The organism is Nocardioides pelophilus, assembly GCF_014180685.1.
In the GTDB taxonomy this organism is placed as follows: domain Bacteria; phylum Actinomycetota; class Actinomycetes; order Propionibacteriales; family Nocardioidaceae; genus Nocardioides; species Nocardioides pelophilus.
Genome location: NZ_JACEHF010000052.1, coordinates 1 through 22,426, shown reverse-complemented (window position 1 = coordinate 22,426; position 22,426 = coordinate 1). Strand labels below are relative to the sequence as shown.

The following is a 22,426-nucleotide window of genomic DNA, read 5'->3' as shown; positions in this document are numbered from 1 at the left end:
CAGGTGGCGTCACCGCGACCGCGCGGCAGCAGCCCGGCGATCGCGGCGTACGGCGAGCGCCGGGCGATGCCGGCGCGGACCAGACCGAGCGCGGGCATCGCGAGCGCGGGAACCGGCGGCATGCTCCCCGGGTGGACGGCCACGTGTGCGGCGAGGAGCGGGTCGGCGTGGTCCCTCCCGTCGAGCGCGTCGAGCAGGTCCTGGGGCGTTCGGCCGGACCCGAGCGCCACGACGATCTCGGCACCGGCCGAGGTGCCGACGAGCACCTCGGCGGTGCGGGCGTCCCAGCCAAGCTGCTCCTCGAGGGCCCGCAGGGCGACCGCGGTCCAGGCGAACCCGAGGGTGCCGCCGCAGCCGATTGCGAGGGCGCGTCGTGTCGTCATCTTTCGGATACTAACGGTATTCGGATTCCAGCGGTAGCCCAACGGGCTAGAGTTCTGCCGTGGGCAGGATCACGCGCAAGGAGTCGCACGCGCAGACGCGGCAGCGGCTGGTCGAGACCGCCCATCGCCTGTTCCTGGCCGACGGCTACAACGCGACCTCGCTCGACAAGGTTGCCGCCGAGGCGGGGTTCTCCAAGGGCGCGGTCTACTCCAACTTCGCCACCAAGCACGAGCTCGGCCTCGCCGTGCTCGACCTGCTCCACCTCGAGCGCGCGCTGTCGCTGGCCGATGCGGTGGCAGACGCCGCCACCGTCGAGGACCGGCTGAACGCCTTCTCCCGCTGGGCCGAGGCCAACATCGGCGACGTCGGCTGGACCGCCCTCGAGGTCGAGTTCGCGACCAGCACCCGGCACGTTCCCGGCGTCAGCGGTGCTCTCGCGGCCCGCCGCCGTGAGCTGACCGCGGCCATCGCGGACCTGATCGAGCAGCAGGCCGCTGACCTCAGGCTGGCGTTGCCGCTCCCGGCCGAGGAAGCCGCCGTCCAGGTGCTGGCGCTCGGCATCGGCCTGGGCGTCCAACGCGCGTTCGACCCGGAGCTGCCGGTCAGCAGCCTCATCGATCTGGTCAGGTCGCTCCTCGACCGTGCGACGCCCCTATCGTCGTGACATGACCGACATCGACCCGACCAAGCCCGTCCTGGTCACCGGCGGCACCGGCTACATCGCGAGCTGGATCGTGCGCTACCTGCTGGAGGACGGCTACACCGTGCGCGCGACGGTGCGCGACCCGCAGAAGCCCAGCGGCCTGGAGCACCTGCACGCCCTGGCGAAGGCGCACCCCGGCCGGCTGACGCTGCACGCCGCCGACCTTCTCGCCGAGGGCAGCTACACCGAGGCCATGGCCGGGTGCGAGCTCGTCATCCACACCGCGTCGCCGTTCCTCGTCGGCCGGATCAAGGACGCGCAGAGGCAGCTGATCCGCCCGGCCCTCGAGGGCACCCGCAACGTGCTGGCGAGCGTCGACGCGACGCCGTCGGTGAAGCGGGTGGTCCTCACCAGCAGCGTCGTCGCCATCCACGGCGACAACGCGGACATGAAGGGCAAGTCGGCGTTCACCGAGGCCGACTGGAACACCACCAGCACCGAGCAGCACCAGCCGTACGCCTACTCGAAGACGGTGGCCGAGAAGGAGGCCTGGGCGATCCAGGCGAAGCAGGAGCGCTGGGACCTGGTCACCATCCACCCAGGCCTGGTCCTCGGCCCGTCGCTGACGACCTCCAGCAAGTCCGGGTCGATAGCCACGATGCGGTTCTTCACCGACATGTCGTTCGCCGCCGGCGCGCCGGCGCTCGAGCTCAGCGTCGTCGACGTCCGTGACGTGGCGCGAGCGCACATCACGGCAGGCTTCACCCCCGAGGCGCACGGCCGCTACATCACCACCGCCGAGACGACGAGCATGCTCGAGATCGGCCGGACCCTGAGCGGCGCGTTCGGGCGGCGGCTGTCGTTCCCTCGCAACGAGCTGCCGAAGTTCATGATCAAGCTGGCCGCCCCGGTCGCCGGCATGACCCGCAAGTTCGTCGAGCTGAACGTCGGCTGGCCGCTGGCCTTCGACAACAGCCGGACCCGCAAGGAGCTGGGCCTGGAGTTCCGCCCGGCCGAGGAGACCATCGTCGAGCACTTCCAGCAGATGATCGACGACGGGCTCGCCTAGTGGCCCGTCCCTGCACCTGTCCGTAGGTCCGGGGGGAGCTGCGGCGCGGCCGCCGCCACGTCGACGACCCCGAACGACCGGAGCTGCTGCTCGCACCTGTCGACCTCGGCCTCGTCGCCGGTCAGCTTCGCCCGGACGAGAGCAACCAACGCCTGGTCGTAGACAGCGTCGGCCAAGGCCGCCTCGTCACACGCGCGGGCCGCGTCGGCGCGCGCGTCATCCAGGTTGCCCGATGCCGCCTGGGCGAGGGCCCGGGCGCGCCACGCAAGCGCTCGGTGCCGCGCAACCGCAGGAGTGGAGCGGTCGAGGATCTCGGACGCGGCCGCGATCGCCTGCTCGTGCGCGCCCCGCGCCTGCAGCAGCTCGCACTTCCTGACCAGCAGCTCGTCGACGCCGAGCCGGTCCGTCTCGCCGCCCTCGGCGAACAGCTGCTCGGCCTGGTCGAACCAGGCTGCCGCGGCTGTCCAGTCGCCGGCCCGCGTCTCGGTCACGCCGAGGAAGCAGGAGCCGTAGGCGGCCGGGTGCGGTGTCCCCAGCGCCAGGAACGTCTGGACGCTGGAGCTCAGGAGCTCCCTGCTCTCGACCAGCCGACCTTGATAGCCGTAGAGCTCGCCGATGTTCATCTCCCCCGCCGCGACCCGGAAGACGTCTCCGATCCGCCGCGCCAGATCCACCGTCAGCCGGTAGTAGCGGACCGCCTCTGCCCAGTCGCCGGCGTAGTAGCGGATGGCCCCGAGGTTCGACGCAGTCCTGACCCGGCCGCGCTGGTCACCGAGCTCCTCGAACATCCGCAACGGGGCATCGCCGAACAGTGGGACGGCGTCGTCGATCTCGCTCGCGAGGGTGTCGTGCAGCATGTAGCACCCGGCGAGCAGTCGCGTCCGTTGCGGGCCCTCGCCGAGCCGCTTCGCATCGGCCGCCGCCTCGAGCGTCAGGTCCAGGGCCTCCCGGTCGCGCCCGATCCGCAGGTAGATCCCGGCCTCGCGGAGGGCGATCTCCGTGGAGCGGATCAGCTTCTCCTCGCCGCTGAGGGTCGCTGCCAGGGACCGCGCCCGCCGTACGGCGGCGAGCGCCAGGTCGTAGCGACCCTCCTCGTTCCGAACACCGGCGAGGGCACAGGTCAGGTCGGCGGCCACGGACGGGTCGGTCGCGCCGCGTCGGGCGACGGCGTACGCCGACGCGGCCTCGGAGTAGCGACCGATGACCGACAGCGTCTCGGCCCAGCGAACGTAGAGCGGCCGGAGGCTGTCGCCGCTCGCGGGTGCGCGGCGCCCGGCGGAGATCGCCCGGCCGTACAGGACGGCCGCTTCCTCGTGGGCGGACTGGGCAAGCGCAGCCTCCGCCGCCAGCTCCGAGGCCTCACGCGCAGCCCTCCAGTCTCCCGCCATGTAGTGGTGGAGCGAGAGCATCGGCAGCGCCGCAGCCCCGGCCAGGTCGGGCTGCTCGGTGATCACGGCCGCCACCTGCCGGTGCAGCTCACGGCGGCGGCGGTAGGTGAGCTGCTCGTAGGCGACCTCTCGGTAGAGATCGCGCCTGAACAGGACGTCTCCCCCGGGAGTGTCCTCGACGAACCGCGCCAGCGGCCGGAGCTCGTCGTCCTCGCGCGCGAGCGCTGCGAAGAGCCGCCGCGGTATCCGGGTGCCCCAGACGGCCATCCGCCGCAGCAGGTCGCGATCCCGCACCGACAGCGCGTCGACCCCGGAGGCCACCACCTCCTCGACCTTCGTGGGCAACGACGCCCAGTCCTCGGCGCCCGAACCCACCAGCTCCAGCAGGAACAACGGGTTCCCGGCGGCTCTGTCGACGAACATCTCGATCGCGCGGGGCAGGAGCGGCCGGGCGCTGCCGGTCCGGGCGAGCGCGGCCAGCACCTCGGCCTCCATCGGACCCATCGTGATCGGCGTGCCGGGCAGGTTCTCGCCGCACCGCAGGCCGCCCTGGACGGCGCGGCGCGTCAGCACCACCACCCAGGGCCGATCTCCGACGTCCCTGAACATCGACGTGAACAGGTCGACCGACGCCGGGTCGACCCAGTGCGCGTCGTCGATCAGCAGCACCCGAGGGTCGGGGAGCGCCCGACGCAGCAGCTCGGCCAGGACCGTCCCGGTGCGAGCCGGCCGGAACTCGACGTCGAGGTCCTGCACTTCCGGGGTGTCGCGGACCGTCGCTCCGACCACCACTGCGATCAGCGGCAGCCACGGCAGCAGGTCGGGCGCGATCGCCCTCACCCGCTCGCCGAGCTCGCGCCCTGCGGACTCCCGGTCGAGAGCGCCGCTCAGTCCGAGCACCTTCCGGACCAGCACGCCTGCGGCGCGGAACGCCACCGTCACGCCGTACGGGTCGAGGAGCACGTCGGTCACCGGCAGCCCGGAGATCGCCACGGCCTCCGCCACCAGCCGGGACTTGCCGAGCCCAGGCTCACCCACGACCTCGATCACGGTCCCGGTCCCGGATCGCGCCCGGACGGCCGCTTCGGTGAGCACGGCGAGCTCGCGCTCCCGGCCCGCGAAGGGGACAGCGCCGAGATCCTGCACCCGGCGTCCGGCCACCCCGGTCACGGCCGACACCGGCACCGGCTCGGCCTTCCCCTTCAGGGTCAGTGCCGGCATCTCGCGGGCCGTGAAGACCGTGGCGGAGCGGTCCAGCATCGGGCGGTGCGCCAGCAGCGTGCCGGGCTCCGCCCGGGCCGCGAGCCGCGCTGCGAGGTTGACCACGTCCCCCATCACTGTGTACGTCCTGCGAAACGGCGCCCCCACGGCGCCGGCGAAGATCTGNCTGCGAAACGGCGCCCCCACGGCGCCGGCGAAGATCTGGCCGGCCGCGACGCCGGCCCGCACTCCGAGGCCCACGTCGGCAGCGACGACCGCGGCCGCCGCTCTGATCACCCGGCCCTCGGCGTCCTCCATGGCCCGCGGCGCGCCGGCGGTCAGGAAGTAGCGGAAGCCGTCGCCGGCGATGTCCGTGTAGAGCAGCGTGACGCCGGTCGCGGAGCAGGCGGTCTCCACGACCCGGGTCAGCTCCTCGGTGCGGGATGCGCGCTCGTCCGGCGCCAGGCCGCCGAACCCCGAGACCTGGACGAAGCCCATCGCGGCGCGTCGGTGATCGGACTCGCTGGCGAGGAGGTCCGGCCGTTCCGCCAGGATCCGGGGCAGCAGTCGCCGCTGGCCCGGGCCGGCGAGGTCCGGCACCGGCTCCGGCGGGCTCGGAGGAACCGGGTCCAGGGCGTCCAACACCCGGCCCCCGTTGCGCTCCGCGCCGACCGCGCGGTCCGGCAGCGCCGCGGCTGTCGCATCACTGATCAGGACCTCGCCGGTCGAGGCGCTGTCCTGCAACGCCAGGAGCCGGTCCAGAGCCGGACCGTGGACCACGAGGTTGACGTGGTCGGTGCCGGTCAACAGGAGGTCATAGGCCCCGGTGTGGACGCCGACCGACATCCGCAGCGTGACCTTCGCCCCGGCCAACCGCGCCGAACCGACCCGGTACAGCTCTCGCTGCATCGCCTGCGCGGCGTGGCACGCGCGCAGCTGGTGCTCGGCACCGCGATAGCTCAGCAGGAGCGCGTCTCCCACGAACTTGAGGACGTCGCCGCCGTCCTGCGACGCAGTCAGGAGCGCGGTGAAGGTCTCGTTCAGCGTGGCGATCAGGTCCTCGGTGCCGACCCGACCACGCGCCGCCAGCTGCTCGGAGAGCGCGGTGAAGCCGGAGATGTCGATCAGGACCATCGTCGCCTCGGACCGCCACGAGCGCGGCGCGTCCGGCGGCCGGGTGAGCAGCGCCGAAGGCATGAAGTACCGCGCCTCGGACCACGCCTCCGCAGACCGCTCCGAGGCCGCGGTCGGCGGCGACCCGTGTGCTGACGCCATTCGGTCACCTCTGCGACGAGAGGCTATCGCCGCAGCCACGCCTCGCGTAGGCGCAGCGCGGCACACCGCGGCACACCGCGGCACTGCGGTCGGTAGCCTCCGAGGGATGAAGATCGACACCAGGAGAGCCGGTCGCCTGGCGGCGACGTTCCTGGCGTACGGCGCGGTGGCGGCGCTGGTCTCCGCGCCCCTGGCCGCCGAGCGCGCCGTGGAGGCCGCGCGGTTCGACGACCGGATCGGGACCGTCCCGGTCGAGGTGTCGCTGACCCACAACGGCGTCTCGACGCTCGACACCGGCGTGCTGGGGAGCCTGTACTGGGAGCAGACCGGCGCGGCGGGGTTCGGCGCCGAGATCCGGGTCACCGGCGCCCCGGAAGCGGGCGGCACCCTGTCGTCGTACGTGAGTCCGCGGTTCGTGCAGGCGAACGCAGCGTTCGTCAACGATCCCGGCGAGGTCGCGCGCGCCTACGGCGAGGAGCTGGAGCAGCAGTTCTGGCGCCGGTTCCTGTGGTGGGAGCTGGCGGCCCTGCTCGTCGGCGGCGGCGTCCTCACCGGCGTGTTCCGAGGGCGCCCCCGCTTCCCTGCGGGAGTACGGCGTCCCGCGGCGATCGCGCTCGGAACGGGCGCCGTGGCGTTGGCGACCGCGGCCTCCGTCACGGCCGCCGCGGTCCTGTTCGACCGGTGGGAGGGCAACGTCGAGGTCGCGGAGACCTACCCGATGCCGGGCGTCGACGGGCTGTCCTTCAGCAGCCCCGAGGCGCTCGAGGTCGCGCGTCAGGTCCAGCCGTTCCTCGAGAAGAACTCCTCACGCATCCGGGCGCGGACCGCGGAGTACGAGCGGGCGGCCGAGGCGTCGTTGCGGATCGCGTTCGCCGACCGGGCCGACGATCTCGCCCCGCAGGAGGGCGAGCGCATCATCATCGCCGAGGCCGACCCCCAGGGCAGCCTGGTCGGCACCGCGGTCCGGACCACCTTGTACCGGCTGCTGGTCGAGACGCTGGGCGCCGAGTCCTTCGTCATGCGGACGATCTCCGGCGACATCACCTCCAACGGGACCGTCGCCGAGGCCGGCTTCGTGGAGGACGAGGCAGCCGCGAGCGGCCCGATCCCGACCGTGGCCGTCAAGGGCGACCACGACACCGACATCACCGTCGACCAGCTGATCGACAACGACGTCGCCAACCCCGACTTCGACCCGACGGACGTCGACGGCATCGAGGTCGTCGCAGCCAACGACCCGGCGTTCAAGACCTTGTTCGGCGGCCTGGTGATCAACGAGTCGGGGGTCTCGGAGACCGAGCTGGGCGCAGCCCTCCGGGACGAGATCGACCGCTCCGGCGCGGGGCCGGTGGTGGTGCTGCTGCACCAGCCCGCCTCCGTCGCCGGCTACCTGGGCGTCGAGGACCTCGACGTCCTGGACGACGCGGCCGGCCGCGAGACCTCGCCGTACGACGACGGCATCCCCGACCTGCCGCCGGGCATCATCAACATCGGCCACCTGCACGACCCGGCAGCACCCCAGGTCATCTGGAACACCGACGGCGACGAGGTGACCTGGACGGTCGTCAACCAGCTCGGCACCTCGGGTGGCGTGGAGGAGAGCCCGACCTACAACCGGTTCTCCACGCCGTTCTCCGTTCCGCTGAAGCCCGTCAGCGTCCAGCTCCAGTACGTCGACGTCGGGTCCGGGCTCCAGACCGGCTACGCGACGATCGAGCTCGACACCGACGGCGACGTGACCGTCAGCGAGCGGCGCGACCTCGGCCTCTGAGCGGCGCGGGTCGGCTCACCGCTACGGTGCGGGCATGCGAGCCGTAGCCACCGCCGTCGTCCCAGCCCCCGTCGACAAGGTCTGGGCCGCGCTCGCGGACCACGAGGCCATGGCGACGTGGGGCCCCGGCATGTCGGTCTCCGTCACCACCGAAGGCTCCGGCGACCGCAACGGCGTCGGAGCGGTCCGCAAGATCAAGGCCCCCGGCCCGGCGCCCGCGATCGTCGAGGAGATCACCCGGTTCGAGCCGGGGCGGGCACTGGGCTACAAGGCGCTCGGTGGGGTGCCGTTCAAGAACTACCGCGGCGAGGTCTCGCTGACGGCGGAGGGCGCCGGCACCCGCATCGACTGGGCCATCAGCGCCGACCAGCGGCTGCCGCTGGTGGAGAAGGTGGCGATCAAGACGGTCGCCACCGTGCTCCTCCGGTTGCTCGTGCGCGCCGTCTCGAAGTAGCCCGATATTCCACGTCGGCGGGCTGCCGGGTGGAGAATGGCCCTCGCGCCGAGAATGCCCGTGGGGACTGGGTTTTCGCGCACCCTTTGGCGACTTCACGACGAGGACGAGGAACCGAGATGCCCTCCGACGACCGGAGCCGGGCAGCACAGCTGACGGGTCGGATCCCGGGACTCGACTCGCTGCGCGCCGTCGCCGTGGCGGCCGTCGTCGGCTACCACCTCGGAGTGCCGTTCCTCGGCGGCGGCTTCCTCGGCGTGACGCTCTTCTTCGTGCTGTCGGGCTACCTGATCACCCGGCTCCTCCTCGCCGAGATCGACGCCCGCGGCACGGCCGACCTCGCCGCCTTCTGGGTGCGGCGGCTGCGGCGGCTGCTGCCTGCGGCGTACACGGTGGTGATCCTGAGCCTGGCCTGGTCGATGCTCTTCGCACCGGACCTGCTGACGAAGGTGCGGGGCGACGGCGTCGCGGCCTTCGCCTACGCGAGCAACTGGTGGATGGCGTTCCACGACGTGTCGTACTTCGACTCCTTCGGGCTGCCGTCGCCGCTCGCGCACCTGTGGACCCTGGCCATCGAGGAGCAGTTCTACCTCGTCTGGCCGCTGGCGCTGCTCGCGCTGCTGGCGCTGGTCCGCAAGCGGGACGCGATCCTGGCCACGGTCGGCGTCGCGATCATCGGGTCGGCCACGCTGATGGCGGTCCTCTACGACGCCGCCGACCCCAACCGCAGCTACCTCGGCACCGACACCCGGATGGGCGAGCTGCTCATCGGGGCGTTCCTGGCGTTGGCTCTCCACCTGGGGGGCGCCGAGGAGAGGACCCCCGGGCGGGTGGACGTCGTGCTCGACAGCCGGCGGGCCTGGCTCGCCCTGGCGACGTCGACGGGAGCCTTCCTCCTGCTGGCCTCGTCGTTGCCGGAGACCTCGGCGTTCGCCTACCGCGGGGGCATCCTGCTCGCCGCGGTCGCCGCCGCCGGCATGATCTTGTCGCTCCAGGCCCGCTCGGTGTCGCGGCTCGCGGTCCGCGTCGACGCCGGACCGGTCGGCGCGCTCGGGCGTCGTTCGTACTCGGTCTACCTGTGGCACTACCCGGTGCTCGTGGCCCTCTCGACCGCCCAGGACTTCGGTCGCTACTCACCCGGCCGCAGCGCCGCGGTCGTCGCCATCACCCTGCTGTGCGCCGAGCTCTCCTACCGGTTCGTCGAAGGCCCGGTACGGCGCCGGGGCCTGCGTCCCACGCTCCGCACTGTCGGGGCGGCGATCCGCGGCCTGCCGCGACGGTGGCGCAGGCCGGCGTTCGTCTTCGCCCTGTCGCCCGCCCTGCTCGCCTGCCTGGCCCTGGCGGGCGTCAACACGCCTCCCCCGGTCGACCACGGCCCGAGCACCCTTGTGACCGGCCCCGCCCCGGTCGGCAGCCACACCGGCCGACCGGCTCCCGCCGGCGGCGACCCCTGGGACCGGGTGCCGCGAACCCGGCGCGACCGACCCGACCCGCAGGCACCGCTCGTGGGCCGGCGGACGGTGGCGATCGGCGACTCGATCATGATCGACATCGCGCAGCTCCTCAGCTCCGAGGTGCCCCGGATCACCATCAACGCGGAGGTCGGCCGCCAGCCCTGGACCGGTCTGGACATCGCCCGGTCCTACAGCCAGTTCAACCGGCCGACCGGCAACTACGTCCTCGGGATCGGGACCAACGGCGCGATCGACGCCGAGTCGCTCGCGCGGTTCTGCGAGGAGCACGAAGCAGCGCGGATCTTCCTCATCACGCCTCGCGTCAACCGGAGCTGGGAGAGCACCAGCGTCGATGCCATCGCCACGGTGGCGCGCAACCACTCCAACGTCCGGGTGGTCGACTTCCACCGGGCGGCGGCGGGACACCCCGAGTACTTCGCCTCCGACGGCGTCCACCTGACCAGCGACGGCAACCGCGCGATGGTCGACCTCATCCTCGAGGCCGCGACCGGACCTGCCTGAGCGGGCAGCTCGAGATGTCGGCCTGGTCGGCGTAGAGCGGCAGCTCCTCGACCGTCTTCATCAGCTCGTCCGGCGTACCGAAGAGGCGGGACGGGTCGAGGTAGACGTCCTCGGCGAAGAACTCGCTCACGATCGCGCGGACCGGCGCGGACCCCGGCGTGAGGGTCCGGGCGACCGCGTCCCGGACGTAGCCCTGCCGCAGCGGGTGCAGGCCGGCCGACGACGGCGTGTGGATGGTGTGCCAGCCGTGGAAGAACTCCTCCTCCGACAGCCGGTCCGGTTTGGGGAACCAGGTGAAGTGGGTCAGCCACTCGCCCGGCTCGACCGGCTGCGGCACCGACTCGGTCACCAGGTAGGCGTCGCCGGGGACCTGATCGACGATCGCCGGCCACACGTCGACCGAGTCGACCCAGACCTCCGCGAAGCCGCGGAGCGCCGACCCGTTGCCCATCAGCAGCGGCGCGCCCGGCAGGTCGGCGGCGGTCGACACCTGGACGGACCGGAGCCCCGGCACCTGCAGGCTCGGTGCGGCGGCTGCCGCCGCGTCGGTCCAGATCAGCAGATCGATCTTCTCCACCGCGCCATACTAGAACCTGTTCTATTCTGTGGCCATGACTGATGCTGAGCGTGCCCAGAGATTCCCCGACCGACGGGTGGTGGTGACGGGGGCTGCCGGCGGCCTCGGCCAGGTCGTCGCCGACCTGTTCCGGTCCGAGGGCGCCCGGGTGGTCGCCACCGACGTGGCCGAGGGAGACGGGGTCGTCGCTTGCGACCTCTCCGACGACGCGGCGCGCGATGCGTTCGTCGCCGACGCGCTCGAGGAGCTGGGCGGCCTCGACGTGCTCTGCAACGTCGCCGGCGTCCAGCAGTTCGCGGAGCTCGGCACCCTCACCGCCGCCGGACTGCGGCGGCACTTCGACGTCAACGCGCTCGCGCCGCTGCTGCTCGCCCAGGGGTTCTCCGAGGCCCTGATCGAGAGCAAGGGCAACATCGTCTCGGTCGCGTCGATCTCGGCGGTGATGGGACAGCCCTACAACGCGCAGTACTGCGCGTCGAAGGCCGCCCTGCTGCTCGGGATGCGCTCGCTCGCGGTCGAGCTCGGCACCCAGGGCGTCCGGGTCAACTGCGTGTCACCCGGCGGCATCGACACCCCGATGATCCACGCCGCCGCGCACGGCCTGCCGGCCACGGCCGACTGGAACCTGGTCGCCAAGAGCCAGTCGGTGATGCCGGGCTTCATGCCCCCGATCGAGGTGGCCGAGAACCTGCTCTACCTCGCCTCCGACGCCGCGGCATCGGTCACGGGCGCGAACCTGGTGGTCGACCGCGGCGTCGTGTGGTGATCACGCCCGCCCCCGCGAGACGCCAGAAATTTACCAGAACTGCCTTGTAATGAATATGGGTCGGTTCTAGCCTTTCCCCAGGAGCAACGGGAAGGGCTCGCCATGACGAAGCCGACGGATCCAGCGGACACCCGGATGATGGGGATCGTGCACGGCGCGCTGCAGCGTGACCTGCTGCGGGCCCGGGAGACGGCGGCGGCGGTGCCTCCTCCCGTCGGCGGCCAGCGGCGCGCGCTGGGCCGGCACGTCACCTGGCTGATGGACTTCCTCCACCGGCACCACACGAGCGAGGACGAGGGCTTGTGGCCGGCGGTGCGCGCGAAGAACCCGGCGGCCACCGCTCTGCTGGACTCCCTCGAGGCCGACCACCAGCGGATCGAGCCGGCGGCCTCCCGGCTGCGCAGCGCGGCGGAGCGGTACGCCGCCACCGACGACGACCGGACCCGGGCCGAGCTGGTGGCGGCGCTCGACGACCTCGCCGCGGTGTTGTTCCCGCACCTCGAGCGCGAGGTCGCCGAGGCGATGCCCGTCGTGTCGGCGACCATCACCGACGGCGAATGGCGGGCGATCGACCGAGAGCACAACATCAAGTCGAAGTCCTTCGCCGAGCTCGGGTTCGAGGGTCATTGGCTCCTCGACGGGATCGACCCGGACGGCTACCGGGTGGTGACCGGCGTCGTGCCGCCCGTGCCTCGCTTCCTCCTGCTGCACGGGTTCGCCCGGGCCTACCGACGTCGTACGGCAGCGGTCTGGCAGCCGGACCCTGCGGCACGTGACGCCGTCCGTCGATGAGCACCTCCCAGCAGAAGCCCCGCCGCGAGTACCGCTCCCCGCGTCGCCAGCAGCAGGCCGCCGAGACGCGCGCGGCCGTCGTCGCCGCCGCCGGCCGTCTCTTCGGCGAGCGGGGCTGGGCCGCCACCGGAATGCGCGACGTGGCCAAGGAGGCCGGGGTCTCCGTCGACACCGTCTACGCCAGCTTCGGCTCGAAGAGCGACCTGCTGATGGCAGCGATCGACGTGGCCGTCGTGGGCGACGACCAGCCGGTCCCGCTCGACCGGCGCGCGATGTTCACGGCGCTCGGCACCGGCAGCCGCGCGGAGCGGCTCCGAGCCGGTGGTCGCCTGCTCACGGAGATCCATGGCCGCACCGCCGGCGTGAACTTCGCGCTGCGCGAGGCGGCGGCGTCGGACCCCGACCTCGCTCGCCTGATGAGCCGGCGTGAGGTCGGGCGCCACGCCGACATCACCGAGGGCATGTCGCTCATCGCGGGGCGCCCGGTCACCGCGCGGGAGGCGGACGGGCTGTGGGCGGTGACCGACATCGGGATCTACCGGATGCTCACCGGGCTGCGCGGCTGGAGTGCGCAGCAGTACGAGGACTGGATCGTCGACACCATCGACCGGCTGGTCGGCGACGACCCGGGGTCGGAGTAGGAGGAGCAGGTGGGCGCGACGAAGGAGATCCCCCGCAGCAGCCGGGTCGAGGTGGAGGTGCCTGCGCCGGTCGCCGCCGTGTGGCAGGTGGTCGTCGACGTGACCCGCACCGGGGAGTGGAGCCACGAGTGCCGGCGGGTCGCCTGGCTGGACGGTGCCACGTCGGCGTCGTACGGCGCCCGCTTCCGCGGCGGCAACAGGTGGTCGGTGTTCCGTTGGAGCCGGACCAGCGAGATCACCGAGCTCGAGCCCGAGCACGTCATCGCCTGGCGCACCATCGCGAGCCGGCGGTTCCCCGACAGCACCGCGTGGCGGTTCGTGCTCACGCCCACTCCCGGCGGGACCCGGATCACGCAGACCTACGAGCTGGTCAGCTCTCCGGCGTGGTGGGAGTGGCTGATGGCGCGGATGGTGCCGCCGCACCGCGACCGCAGAGCCGCGCTCGAGGCCGACCTCCGCCGGATCGGAGAGGTCGCCGCGCGCTCGGCGTGACGAGCCGGCGTACGGACGCCGAACCGTTCACGGCCGGACGTGGTCGACGACCGCGGAGGTCATGACGACCCGGCCGTCGGTGCGGGTCTCGATCCGGACGGGCATGCCGGGCAGGCCGGTGGCGAACCAGAAGACGTGCTCGCTCCCAGCCCTCCGCACGGTGTAGCGCAGGCAGTCCAGGGTCCCGATCGCCGTGTCGATCCGCTCCGGCTCGATCGTCGTGTCCTGAGCGGGGAACGAGGCGTGGGACTGGAGGTCGAGCCAGAGGACCCGGTCGACCTCCCGCTCGTCGAGGGGGGCGCCGTCGACGGAGAGCCGGGACTGCTCGAAGGTGGCGCCGGTGTCGTCGCACTCGACGAAACGGGTGACCCGGTGGAACGGCGTCTCACCGTCCGCGTCGATCCGGACGGTGATCGTCCGCCCCGGCCGGCAGGCGTCCCGGATCTCGGCCGCGGTGAACGGGGTCGGCGCGTGCCCGTCCTCGAGGACGTGGGGGTCGTGGTTCTCGGCTGCCATCGCTCCTCCTTTCGCAAGGAGCAGGATGCCAGGTCGGCCGGCCCCGGGCGGCGGAACCAACCGCGCGCGATCCCCGCGGCATCTGAAGGGACGTGGCCAACCCTCCCACCCACGACGACAGCCGGATCGAGCAACGGCTGCGCCAGGACCTGCACGACACGGGTGACCTCATCCCCGAGCCCGCGGTGACGTCCGGCCTGGTCGCGGAGACCCGGAGGCTGGGGCTGTCGTTGCGCACCCACCGGATCGCCGCGACGGTCCTGGTCGTCGCCGCGGTGGTGCTGGCCGTGGTCGCGATCCTGGTCAGTCCGGCGCTCGGCCGCGCGGTGCCGTCCGGCGACTACCGCCCACCTCTGCCCCCGGACACGATCGAGCTCGGCTGCTACCCGCTCCACCGCGGCCTCACTTTCGACTTCCCGTACCAGGTCCGTTCGGACGGCGATGTCGACGGGCAGCGGGTGCTGACCCTCCACTACGACGAGCTCGGGGCCGCCGAGGTACGACGCCGGCTCGGGGCGGCGCTCGACCGCGCCGGGCTGCCGCGGCGGGCAGCCACGGTGACCCCGTTCCCGGACCTGCCGTCGGACGCGATCGTGCGGGGCACCGTCGTACTGAGGCTGCCGGCCGTGCCGCTGGCCGGCGACGACCCGGCGTGCACCGACCCCCGCACCACCAAGCGCTTCCCGGACGACTGGGCGCCCTCGACGGAGTACGGGTGACGACGCTGCTGCCGCGGGGCGTCCGGGCCGACCCGCTGCTGAGCGCGTGCGTGCTGGTGGCGCTGGTCGCCAAGGTCGTGCTGTTCTGGCGCGTCGCCGATCTCCCGCTCCGCGGCGACGAGGTGGCCTACCGGGACGCCGGCTGTGCGCTCGCCAACCTGGTGCGGGACGTGGTGGCACTGCGTGGCCCGGACGGAGCCGAGCTCTCCCGCAACGTCGTCGGCAGCGGCTGGTTCATGCCGGGCATGGGCCTGGTGCTGGCACCGCTCTACCTGGTCGCGCCCGACGCCGACGACACGGCCGCCCGCGTCTGGCTGGGGCTGGTGTCCGGCGGGGTGTTCGTGCTCGCGGTCCTGGCCGCACGACGCGCACTGGGACGCTGGTTCGCGATCGCGCTCTGCGCGTTCCCCGCCCTGGTGCCGGTGTGGGTGCTCCTCTCCCTCACGGCGTACGGCGACCTGCTGGCGGGCCTGGTGCTGGTCGTGCTCCTGGCTCGACTGGTCGACGTGCTCCGGGCCGCGCGCGAGGGCGAGCCGCCGACGGTGCGCGACGGATGGTGGCTGGGCTTCCTGGGTATCGCTGTGGTGTATCTGCGGTCGAGCGCANTACGGCGGCCCCGAGCGGCCGCCGTCCTTCCCTCCGGTACAGCGACCACAGCAGCACCGCGATCGCGGTGCTGCTGTGGTCGCTGTACCGGAGGGAAGGACGGCGGCCGCTCGGGGCCGCCGTACTCCCCTTGGCCGCGGCCGCCGGGTCGTTCGCCGGCCTGCTGCTGCCCTGGTCGGTCAGCGCCTCGATCGCGCTCGACGACCGGGTGGTCACCACGACCTCCGTCCCGACCGCGATGGCGAACACCTTCGGCGAGCGGGACCAGGTGTGCTTCGGCCCCTGCGACCCCGGGAGCACGGTGTGGTTCGCGCCCGTGCGCTACGCCCGCGAGGTGGACCGGGCCACCGGCGAGGGCGAGGTGTCGGTGCTCGACCAGATGTCGGCGCACGCCCGGGATGACGTGACACCGCGCAGCTATGCGCGAGACGTGGTCGACAACTTCGAGCGCTACCGGGGCATCGACGGTTTCGGCTCGCTGCTGAAACCGCCGGACGCCCCGCACGACCGGGGTTTCTGGCAGTGGGTCGCGCGGGACCTCAGCCTCCGGGTCTTCGGACCGGTCTCGTGGCTCGTCGCTGCGGCGTTGCTGGTCGTCAGCGGTCGCCGCTACAGCGACCAGCTGGTCGCGGTGCTGCTGAAGGTCGGGCTCCTCGCGCTGCTCACCCAGCCGTTCGTGCACCTCGCCGGCTCCCGGTACTGGACCACCGCCGGCGCGCTCGGCGGGCTCGCGGTCGTCGTACTGGCGCGAACCGTGTCGGGCGTCGTCGGAGGAGACGCTGCCGAGCCCGGCGACGAGCCGTCCCGGCTGCTCACCGCTCTGCAGTGGCTGCTCACCGCAGCGACCGTGACGGTGGCTGCGACGGTGGCGGTTGTGGCTACCTGAGCATCATCCCAAAGGCCTATTGTCGCGCCACCGGCGCGCGCCCTAGCTCATTCGAGTCGGCCGCTCCCGGCCGACCGCCCGCCAAGGGATGGGGATTCCTCATGATCAGGAACCATCGAATTCTGGCACTCGGGGCAGTTCTCGCGATCGTCTTGCCGGTGGTGCTCACGTCGGCCCGGTCGGCTCAGGCCGCCGGCCCGTCCGGCGTCACGATCAGCCAGGTCGCGCCGGCGTACGGCAACGTCGGTCTGTACATCGAGCGCGTCGCACCCACGACGGCCAACGCGTCGCCGACGTGGCGGGTGAACGTCGACATGAAGGTGACGGCGCCGGACGCCCACGGCGTCACGCTCAAGTCGATCACCACGTCGTACCCGGGCTCGTCGCTGAGCCCCTACAGCTATGGAATGTTCAGGAGCATCGGTGCCGGCGACACCCTGTTCCTCATCGTGCCGGAGTACCGGCGATTCACGTTCCCGATCGCGCCGAGCATCCGGTTCACCCTCTACTTCGAGGGCTACGACCCGGTCGTCGTCAACCGGACCCTCACGGAGTACAAGAACAAGACGCCATCCGGCGGCTACCGCTTCCCCGCGAGTGCCGTCAGCGGCGGCTACTGGGTCAACATCATCGGCCACGAGAACGGCCCCGGACACGACACCCACCACCGCGGTGCGCAGAACCAGCGCTTCGCCTACGACCTCGTGGTCAGCAAGTGGAACTCCTCGCTCTCGAAGTGGACCGACGTCAAGCCCGGCACCGACGGCAGCAGCAACGACGAGTACTGGACGTTCGGCACGCCGCTCTACGCGATGGCCGACGGCTACATCCGCAAGTGTCGTCGGGACCAGGTCGACAACGTCCCCGGCACTCCGGACGCGACTCCGGAGGTGGAGGGCAACCACCTCTACATCGAGCACGCAACGGGCGAGGTGGCGCTGTACGCCCACTTCAAGTCGGGCAGCCCGAGCACGTCGTTGTGCCCGGCGTCAGCAGCGGACAACTTGAACATCTTCGTCAAGCAGGGCCAGTTCCTGGGCTACTCGGGCAACACCGGCAACTCCTACGGTCCGCACCTGCACCTGCACCTCGCCACCAAGAAGGGCTTCGGAACGTCGGATGCGCCTGCCCAGGGCGTCCCGCTGTTGTTCAACCACGCCACCACCCGGACCTACACCAACAACTACGGACCGGGCGGGGCGCCGGGGTTCGCCAGCCTGACCAACAGCAGTGAGGGCGCCCTTTCGGACTGGAGCCTGATCCAGCCCAACGGATGCGGCTGGAACCGGGTGGTGCCCGGCGGCGCCGAATTCGCGCGGCACGGCGTGAAGCTCGGCTGCTACCAGGAGGAGTTCGACGACATCGCCCTGGCGGGCTACCGGCAGGTGTGGCGCCAGCAGGTCGACTACAACTCGCAGGCCTACGTTGCCAGCGTCTGGCGCCCGAAGTCCGGCCTGGCGTGGGCAGCGCGTCACAACCTCACCGGGTCCGAGTACCAGACGGCGTTCAACACCTTCACCGGCGCCGGCTATCGCCTGACGCACGTCGACAGCTATCTCCAAAGCGGTGCGGTGCGGTACTCCGCGGTCTTCACCAACACCACCGGTCCGGCGTGGAGGGCCTACCACGGCGTGTCAGCGGCCACCCACCAGTCCAACTTCAACACCTGGACCGGCCAGGGCTACGTGCCGACCAACGTGTCGGTGGTCGTGGTGAACGGCTCGCGCTACTACACCGCGCTCTACGAGCGGGTCTCGGTCGGTTCGTTCACGTTGTCCTCGACCGTCCTGGAATCGAACTACCAGACCTACTTCAACCAGCAGACGGCGGCAGGGCGCAAGCTGACCTACGTGGACGTCTACAGGGACGGTTCGGTGAATCGGTTCTCGGTCGTCTTCGCGCAGAGCGTCGGCAGCAACTGGTCGGCGATCCACAACGCGACGAGCTTGGGGTACCAGTCGGCGTACAACACGAACACCGCCGCCGGGCGGCTGACCCGGGCGGTATCGGCGTACGTCTCGAACGGCTTGAAGTACGCCGGGCTCTGGCGGCAGTAGGAGCCCTAGCTCCACCGCCCGTAGACGTGCACCCACAGGGTCCTGGTCGAGGTCAGTGCCCAGAGCTGCCGCGCGTCCTCGGTCCAGAAGTTCACGCAGCCGTGGCTGTGCCCGACGTACGGGTCCATCATCAGCCGCGACCCGTGCAGGGCCTGGCCGCCGGAGAAGAACTGCGAGTACGGCATCGGGGCGTCGAAGAGACTGCTGACGTGGTCGATGTCGCGGTAGTACACGCGGAACTTCCCGGTGCGGGTCGGCGTCGAGGCCGCACCGCCGCGTACCAACCAGGAGTTGAGCAGGCGACCGTCGTGGTAGAGGTTCACCTGGTGCCACCACCGGCTGTAGCAGGCGTGCCAGCCCGCGTCCTTGCAGCCACTCGGTACGCCGCTCCTGCCGCGCACGGTCTGCTTGATCAGCAGCCGCCACGTCGGCGCGTTGACGACCCCGGTCGGCTCGAGGCCGTTCCGCGTCTGGAACTCCTTCACCCCGGCCTCGGTGACCGGGCCGAACCGGCCGTTCGGTGTCACGTCGAAGAGGCCCGCGCGCTTGAGGCGACGCTGCACCTCGTAGACGTGCTCGATGTGGTACGGATCGGCGTCCACGTCGCCGGGTCGGACGATCTCGCGACTGAACGGATCCCGGAGCCGCGCGCTCGCGGGAGCCGCGCTCACCGCGGAGAAGAGTGCGAGCAGGGCAAGCGCCAGCACCGCGACCGTCGCCAGGCGCCTCGGCAGGCTCATCCTCATCAGTACGTCCACGCTCTCGCCGCCCAGCTCAGGGTGGAGCTCTACTCCGTGCCGTAGCCGGGGATCGGTGCCGAGGCGATGGAGCGGCTCTCGCCGCCACCGGTCGGGAGCTCGTCGGGCGCCAGGACGTCGTCCGGGCTGTGGTGCGCGGACAGGTCGTCCACGCGGACGTACACGTTCCCGACGTCGGACCACTGATCCGCCACGGCCCGCGCCTCCTCCTCGCTCTCACAGAGCTCTCGGACCAGAAGTCGGCTGTCTCGGTAGATGCGCACCTCGATGGTCGGTGCGCCGGAGTCGTAGTCAGTGCCTGCGGACATCACGGTGCCTCCTCGGTCGTGACTCTGAGATCAGCCTCGTCCCGTCGCGGTCACGGGGTGAGAGCCCAAAGTCCCAAGAGCCGGGGACGACGGTCCCGGCCGCCCGCCCGTCGTCCAAGGACCCCGGTGCCTGACGCCGCGTCTGGCGCACCACGCAGAGAGCCCCGGGCCGATGGCCCGGGGCTCTCTCGATGACACATGTCGCGACTCAGGTGAGACCTATGTCGCGACTCATCACATTGTGGAGCTGAGGGGATTCGAACCCCTGACCTTCTCATTGCGAACGAGACGCGCTACCAACTGCGCCACAGCCCCAAACGAGGGGAAACGGTAGCACCCGTGGGTGGGCCGTTCCGAATCCAGGTGGCCCCTCCGCGACGACCCGGAGATCAGGCTCCGGTCGCCCGGCGGCGCTCCGGCTCGGTCGGCTCGGCGCGCTGCTGGTCGGCCTCGCGGGCGAGCTCGGAGTCGGCCTCGTTGCGGCCGGAGCTCCACACGCCGGTGGAGTCGAGGTCGATGGTGCGGACGGTGCGTCCGGCGGCGGCCTTCGCCACGTAGGTGGGCAGGGTGACCGGCACCGGGTCCCAGCCGCCGGGCACGGGCTCGTCGACGACGTCGGCCAGGACCGCGGGGATCTCGTCGGTGTTGTCGTCGGCCTCCTCCGCCATCGCCTCGTCGGCGAGGGTGGTACGCCGCTTCCGGACCGGTGCCGTGTGGACCGCGCGCTCCTTGCGCACCATCAGCCGGCAGGCGACGAGCCAGGCGACGAGCAGGGTGGCCGGCGCGGACTCCCAGGCCCAGCCGACGACGCCCGCGACGGCGAGCCCGACTACGACGAGGTTGGCGAGCAGGATCGTGCCGAGCACCCGGCGCCGACGCTGGGCGGCCCGCGCCGCGGCCCGCTTGCGGGCCCGGAGCTGTGCCGGGGTCAGCGGAGCGGGCGCGACGCTCTCGACAGGGGGCGCGGACTCGATCGGGTCGGTCTCGGCGGTCGCCCCGCGCGTCGTACCGGACCTCCGGACGACCAGCTCGGCCCGGTTCGCCGACACCGGCTCGCGGCGGGCGAGCACGCGGACCCGGTCGGAGAAGCTGTCGACCGACCGGCTCACCCGATCGATCTCGTGGTGCTTGAGCGCCTTGGGGACGAGGTAGACGGCCCAGGCAACTGCCAGGGCGACGAAGATCAACGCGCTCAGGTCCACAAGCGAGAGGCTAGGCCGGGTAGCGCAGTTCGGGACGTATGTCTATCGGTGTGTCACAGAATGACGCGTGTGACTGGTGTGATTTCTGGGGACTGCCGGGCCGGCGGTCGGGCGCGGCTGTAACACGCTGTTCGCCGATCTGGCAGGACGACCGCGTCTCTTCGGCCCCGATGCAAGGGTCTCCCAGCGCCGTCATCGGCCCGCCAGACCGCCGAACGACGTGTTACAGCTGCGATGGGCCCGCCAGATCGGCGAACAGCGTGTTACATCCGCGACCGGCCCGCCAGACCGCCGAACAACGTGTGACATCCGCGACCGGCTACCGCGCGGCCGACGCGTCCCCGCCCGACTCCTCGAGGCGGGCGAGCAGACCGCGTGGGGCTTCCTCGCGGGTGATGGCGAAGATCCGGTGGTCACGCCACTCGCCGTCGATGTGCAGGAACCGGGGCGCGTAGCCGATCTCGCGGATGCCGAGCTTCTCGACGACCCGCAGCGAGTTGGTGTTCTCCGGCCGGATGCACACCTCGAGGCGGTGCAGCTTGGCGGTGAAGAAGCAGTGGTCGACCGCCATCGCGACGGCGCGCGGCATCACCCCGCGCCCGGCGTACTCCTGGTCGATCCAGTAGCCCACCGACGCGAACTGCGCCGACCCGCGCACGATGTTGTTGATGCTCACCTGGCCCGCGAAGCGGCCGTCGACCTCGATGACGAAGGGGTACGTCGTGCCGCGTCGCGCGGCCTTGGCCAGCCTGCGGACCAGGGTGCCGAACGTGGTCGGTCGCGCATCGGCCCCCGGCGGCACCGTCGCGTCCCACGGGGAGAGCCACACCTGGTTGCGGCGCCGGACGGCCCGCCACACCCTCGCATCGGAGCGTCGGATGGGGCGCAGGGTGACGACCGGGTCGGTGCCGGACATCAGCCGGTTGGGCCACGCCTGCCCGGGGGTCGAGGTGATCATCCGCTCGCGCGCGAGTCTGCGGAGCTGCTCGTCGGGCTTCAATGGTCGCTCCCGGTGATCTGCTCGACGGCATGCCCGAGCACCGGCCGCAGCACGTCGAGCGCATCCTTCACGCCACCGCGCGAGCCGGGGAGGTTGACGACCAGGCAGCTGCCGGCGACGCCGGCCAGCCCGCGGGAGAGCGCGGCGGTCGGGACCCCCTTGGCGACGCCGCCCGCGCGGATCGTCTCGGCCAGGCCCGGCACCTCGCGGTCGAGCAGGGGCCGGGTGACCTCGGGCGTCCGGTCGGTCGGGGTCAGCCCGGTGCCGCCGGTGGTGAGCACGACCCGAGCACCGCCTCGGACCGCAAGGGCGATGGCGGCGCCGACCGGGTCGCCGTCGGGTCGCACCACCGGGTCGCCGACCTCGAAGCCCAGCTCGCGGAGCGCGTCGGCGATGAGCGGACCGGTCGTGTCCTCGTAGACACCGGCCGCGGCGCGGTTCGACGCCACGATGACCACCGCGGACAGGCCCGGGCTCATCGCGACCAGTCCCCCGACTTCCCGCCGGTCTTGGTCTCCACGCGCACGTCGCTGATCACGGCGCCCTTGTCGACGGCCTTCACCATGTCGACCACGGTGAGCGCGGCGACGGAGACCGCGGTGAGCGCCTCCATCTCGACGCCGGTGCGGTCGCTGGTCCTCACGGTCGCGACGATCTCGACCGCGTCGTCCACGACGGTCAGCTCGACGGTGACGCCGGAGATCGCCAACGGGTGGCAGAGCGGGATCAGGTCGGGCGTGCGCTTCGCACCCATGATCCCGGCGATGCGTGCGACGGCGAGCGCGTCACCCTTCGGCACGCCCTCGCCCCGCAGCAGCGCGACCACCTCGGCCGAGACCAGCACCCGTCCGGACGCGCTCGCGGTCCGGACGGTCACCGCCTTCGCGGACACGTCGACCATCCGGGCGGCGCCGGTCTCGTCGACATGGGTCAGCCCGGTCGCTGG

At 71.9% G+C, this 22,426-nt stretch carries 22 protein-coding genes and 1 tRNA gene; 12 read left to right on the top strand and 11 right to left on the bottom strand.

Annotated elements, in window-relative coordinates; all coding sequences use genetic code 11:
• Positions 1-383: patatin-like phospholipase family protein (locus H0488_RS10920; protein ID WP_183099299.1), on the bottom strand; the 383-nt coding region annotated here is incomplete at its 3' end.
• A 59-nt stretch (positions 384-442) separates the two neighbouring features.
• On the opposite strand from H0488_RS10920, the gene H0488_RS10915 reads away from it, so the two are divergent.
• The gene (locus H0488_RS10915; protein WP_183099298.1) at positions 443-1,048 is read left to right on the top strand and encodes a TetR/AcrR family transcriptional regulator; all 606 of its coding nucleotides are present in this window, start codon (positions 443-445) and stop codon (positions 1,046-1,048) included.
• 1 nt (position 1,049) lies between these two features.
• Positions 1,050-2,096 (top strand): SDR family oxidoreductase, encoded by a 1,047-nt coding sequence (locus H0488_RS10910; protein WP_220794457.1) that lies wholly within the window; start codon positions 1,050-1,052, stop codon positions 2,094-2,096.
• Here the strand turns inward: H0488_RS10910 and H0488_RS10905 are convergent.
• The gene (locus H0488_RS10905) at positions 2,093-5,818 is read right to left on the bottom strand and encodes an AAA family ATPase (protein ID WP_446685612.1); all 3,726 of its coding nucleotides are present in this window, start codon (positions 5,816-5,818) and stop codon (positions 2,093-2,095) included. The genes H0488_RS10910 and H0488_RS10905 overlap by 4 nt on opposite strands.
• Positions 5,819-6,065: 247 nt before the next feature.
• Between H0488_RS10905 and H0488_RS10900 the strand changes: the two genes are divergently transcribed.
• From H0488_RS10900 to H0488_RS10890, 3 genes are all read left to right on the top strand, one after another.
• Positions 6,066-7,730 (top strand): hypothetical protein, encoded by a 1,665-nt coding sequence (locus H0488_RS10900; protein ID WP_183099296.1) that lies wholly within the window; start codon positions 6,066-6,068, stop codon positions 7,728-7,730.
• A 34-nt stretch (positions 7,731-7,764) separates the two neighbouring features.
• Complete coding sequence (locus H0488_RS10895; RefSeq protein ID WP_183099295.1) at positions 7,765-8,184, top strand: SRPBCC family protein; 420 nt, start codon at positions 7,765-7,767, stop codon at positions 8,182-8,184.
• Positions 8,185-8,303: 119 nt separating this feature from the next.
• Positions 8,304-10,160 (top strand): acyltransferase family protein, encoded by a 1,857-nt coding sequence (locus H0488_RS10890; protein ID WP_183099294.1) that lies wholly within the window; start codon positions 8,304-8,306, stop codon positions 10,158-10,160.
• Here H0488_RS10890 and H0488_RS10885 read toward each other — a convergent pair.
• Positions 10,129-10,737 (bottom strand): hypothetical protein, encoded by a 609-nt coding sequence (locus H0488_RS10885; RefSeq protein ID WP_183099293.1) that lies wholly within the window; start codon positions 10,735-10,737, stop codon positions 10,129-10,131. The two genes, H0488_RS10890 and H0488_RS10885, sit on opposite strands and share 32 nt — an antisense overlap.
• Positions 10,738-10,771: 34 nt before the next feature.
• Between H0488_RS10885 and H0488_RS10880 the strand changes: the two genes are divergently transcribed.
• The 4 genes from H0488_RS10880 to H0488_RS10865 all read left to right on the top strand — a co-directional run bounded on the left by H0488_RS10880 (position 10,772) and on the right by H0488_RS10865 (position 13,428).
• Positions 10,772-11,503 carry an SDR family NAD(P)-dependent oxidoreductase gene (locus H0488_RS10880; RefSeq protein WP_183099292.1) on the top strand — a complete coding sequence of 244 codons (732 nt, stop codon included), beginning with the start codon at positions 10,772-10,774 and terminating at the stop codon, positions 11,501-11,503.
• A 102-nt stretch (positions 11,504-11,605) separates the two neighbouring features.
• The gene (locus H0488_RS10875; RefSeq protein WP_220794456.1) at positions 11,606-12,295 is read left to right on the top strand and encodes a hemerythrin domain-containing protein; all 690 of its coding nucleotides are present in this window, start codon (positions 11,606-11,608) and stop codon (positions 12,293-12,295) included.
• Positions 12,292-12,936: a TetR/AcrR family transcriptional regulator gene (locus tag H0488_RS10870; protein ID WP_183099291.1), complete on the top strand. Its 645-nt coding sequence runs from the start codon at positions 12,292-12,294 to the stop codon at positions 12,934-12,936. The genes H0488_RS10875 and H0488_RS10870 overlap by 4 nt, the downstream gene beginning before the upstream one ends.
• Positions 12,937-12,945: 9 nt before the next feature.
• Positions 12,946-13,428, top strand: a complete 483-nt coding sequence (locus H0488_RS10865; protein WP_183099290.1) for an SRPBCC family protein — start codon at positions 12,946-12,948, stop codon at positions 13,426-13,428.
• A gap of 27 nt (positions 13,429-13,455) precedes the next feature.
• Here the strand turns inward: H0488_RS10865 and H0488_RS10860 are convergent, their stop codons facing one another.
• Positions 13,456-13,944 (bottom strand): hypothetical protein, encoded by a 489-nt coding sequence (locus tag H0488_RS10860; RefSeq protein WP_183099289.1) that lies wholly within the window; start codon positions 13,942-13,944, stop codon positions 13,456-13,458.
• A 92-nt stretch (positions 13,945-14,036) separates the two neighbouring features.
• Between H0488_RS10860 and H0488_RS10855 the strand changes: the two genes are divergently transcribed.
• The 3 genes from H0488_RS10855 (at position 14,037) to H0488_RS10845 (ending at position 18,212) form a co-directional block, all read left to right on the top strand.
• A complete protein-coding gene (locus H0488_RS10855; protein WP_183099288.1) occupies positions 14,037-14,663 on the top strand; it encodes a hypothetical protein in 627 nt (208 codons plus the stop codon).
• A gap of 673 nt (positions 14,664-15,336) precedes the next feature.
• The gene (locus H0488_RS10850; protein ID WP_183099287.1) at positions 15,337-16,155 is read left to right on the top strand and encodes a hypothetical protein; all 819 of its coding nucleotides are present in this window, start codon (positions 15,337-15,339) and stop codon (positions 16,153-16,155) included.
• Positions 16,156-16,313: 158 nt separating this feature from the next.
• Complete coding sequence (locus H0488_RS10845; RefSeq protein WP_183099286.1) at positions 16,314-18,212, top strand: peptidoglycan DD-metalloendopeptidase family protein; 1,899 nt, start codon at positions 16,314-16,316, stop codon at positions 18,210-18,212.
• Positions 18,213-18,217: 5 nt separating this feature from the next.
• Here H0488_RS10845 and H0488_RS10840 read toward each other — a convergent pair whose 3' ends face one another.
• The 7 genes from H0488_RS10840 to moaC form a co-directional block, all read right to left on the bottom strand.
• Positions 18,218-18,952: a L,D-transpeptidase family protein gene (locus tag H0488_RS10840; protein WP_183099285.1), complete on the bottom strand. Its 735-nt coding sequence runs from the start codon at positions 18,950-18,952 to the stop codon at positions 18,218-18,220.
• A 47-nt stretch (positions 18,953-18,999) separates the two neighbouring features.
• On the bottom strand, positions 19,000-19,278 hold the full coding sequence (locus H0488_RS10835) for a hypothetical protein (protein ID WP_183099284.1): 279 nt from the start codon (positions 19,276-19,278) through the stop codon (positions 19,000-19,002).
• Between the two features lie 242 nt (positions 19,279-19,520).
• Positions 19,521-19,593 (bottom strand) — tRNA-Ala (locus H0488_RS10830).
• A gap of 74 nt (positions 19,594-19,667) precedes the next feature.
• Positions 19,668-20,480: a divisome protein SepX/GlpR gene (sepX, locus tag H0488_RS10825; protein ID WP_183099283.1), complete on the bottom strand. Its 813-nt coding sequence runs from the start codon at positions 20,478-20,480 to the stop codon at positions 19,668-19,670.
• Positions 20,481-20,799: 319 nt separating this feature from the next.
• On the bottom strand, positions 20,800-21,438 hold the full coding sequence (locus H0488_RS10820) for a GNAT family N-acetyltransferase (protein WP_220794455.1): 639 nt from the start codon (positions 21,436-21,438) through the stop codon (positions 20,800-20,802).
• 38 nt (positions 21,439-21,476) lie between these two features.
• Positions 21,477-21,959 (bottom strand): MogA/MoaB family molybdenum cofactor biosynthesis protein, encoded by a 483-nt coding sequence (locus H0488_RS10815; protein ID WP_183099282.1) that lies wholly within the window; start codon positions 21,957-21,959, stop codon positions 21,477-21,479.
• The gene (gene moaC / locus H0488_RS10810) at positions 21,956-22,414 is read right to left on the bottom strand and encodes a cyclic pyranopterin monophosphate synthase MoaC (RefSeq protein ID WP_246371848.1); all 459 of its coding nucleotides are present in this window, start codon (positions 22,412-22,414) and stop codon (positions 21,956-21,958) included. Before moaC ends, H0488_RS10815 begins: the two co-directional genes overlap by 4 nt.
• Between the last annotated feature and the right edge of the window lie 12 nt (positions 22,415-22,426).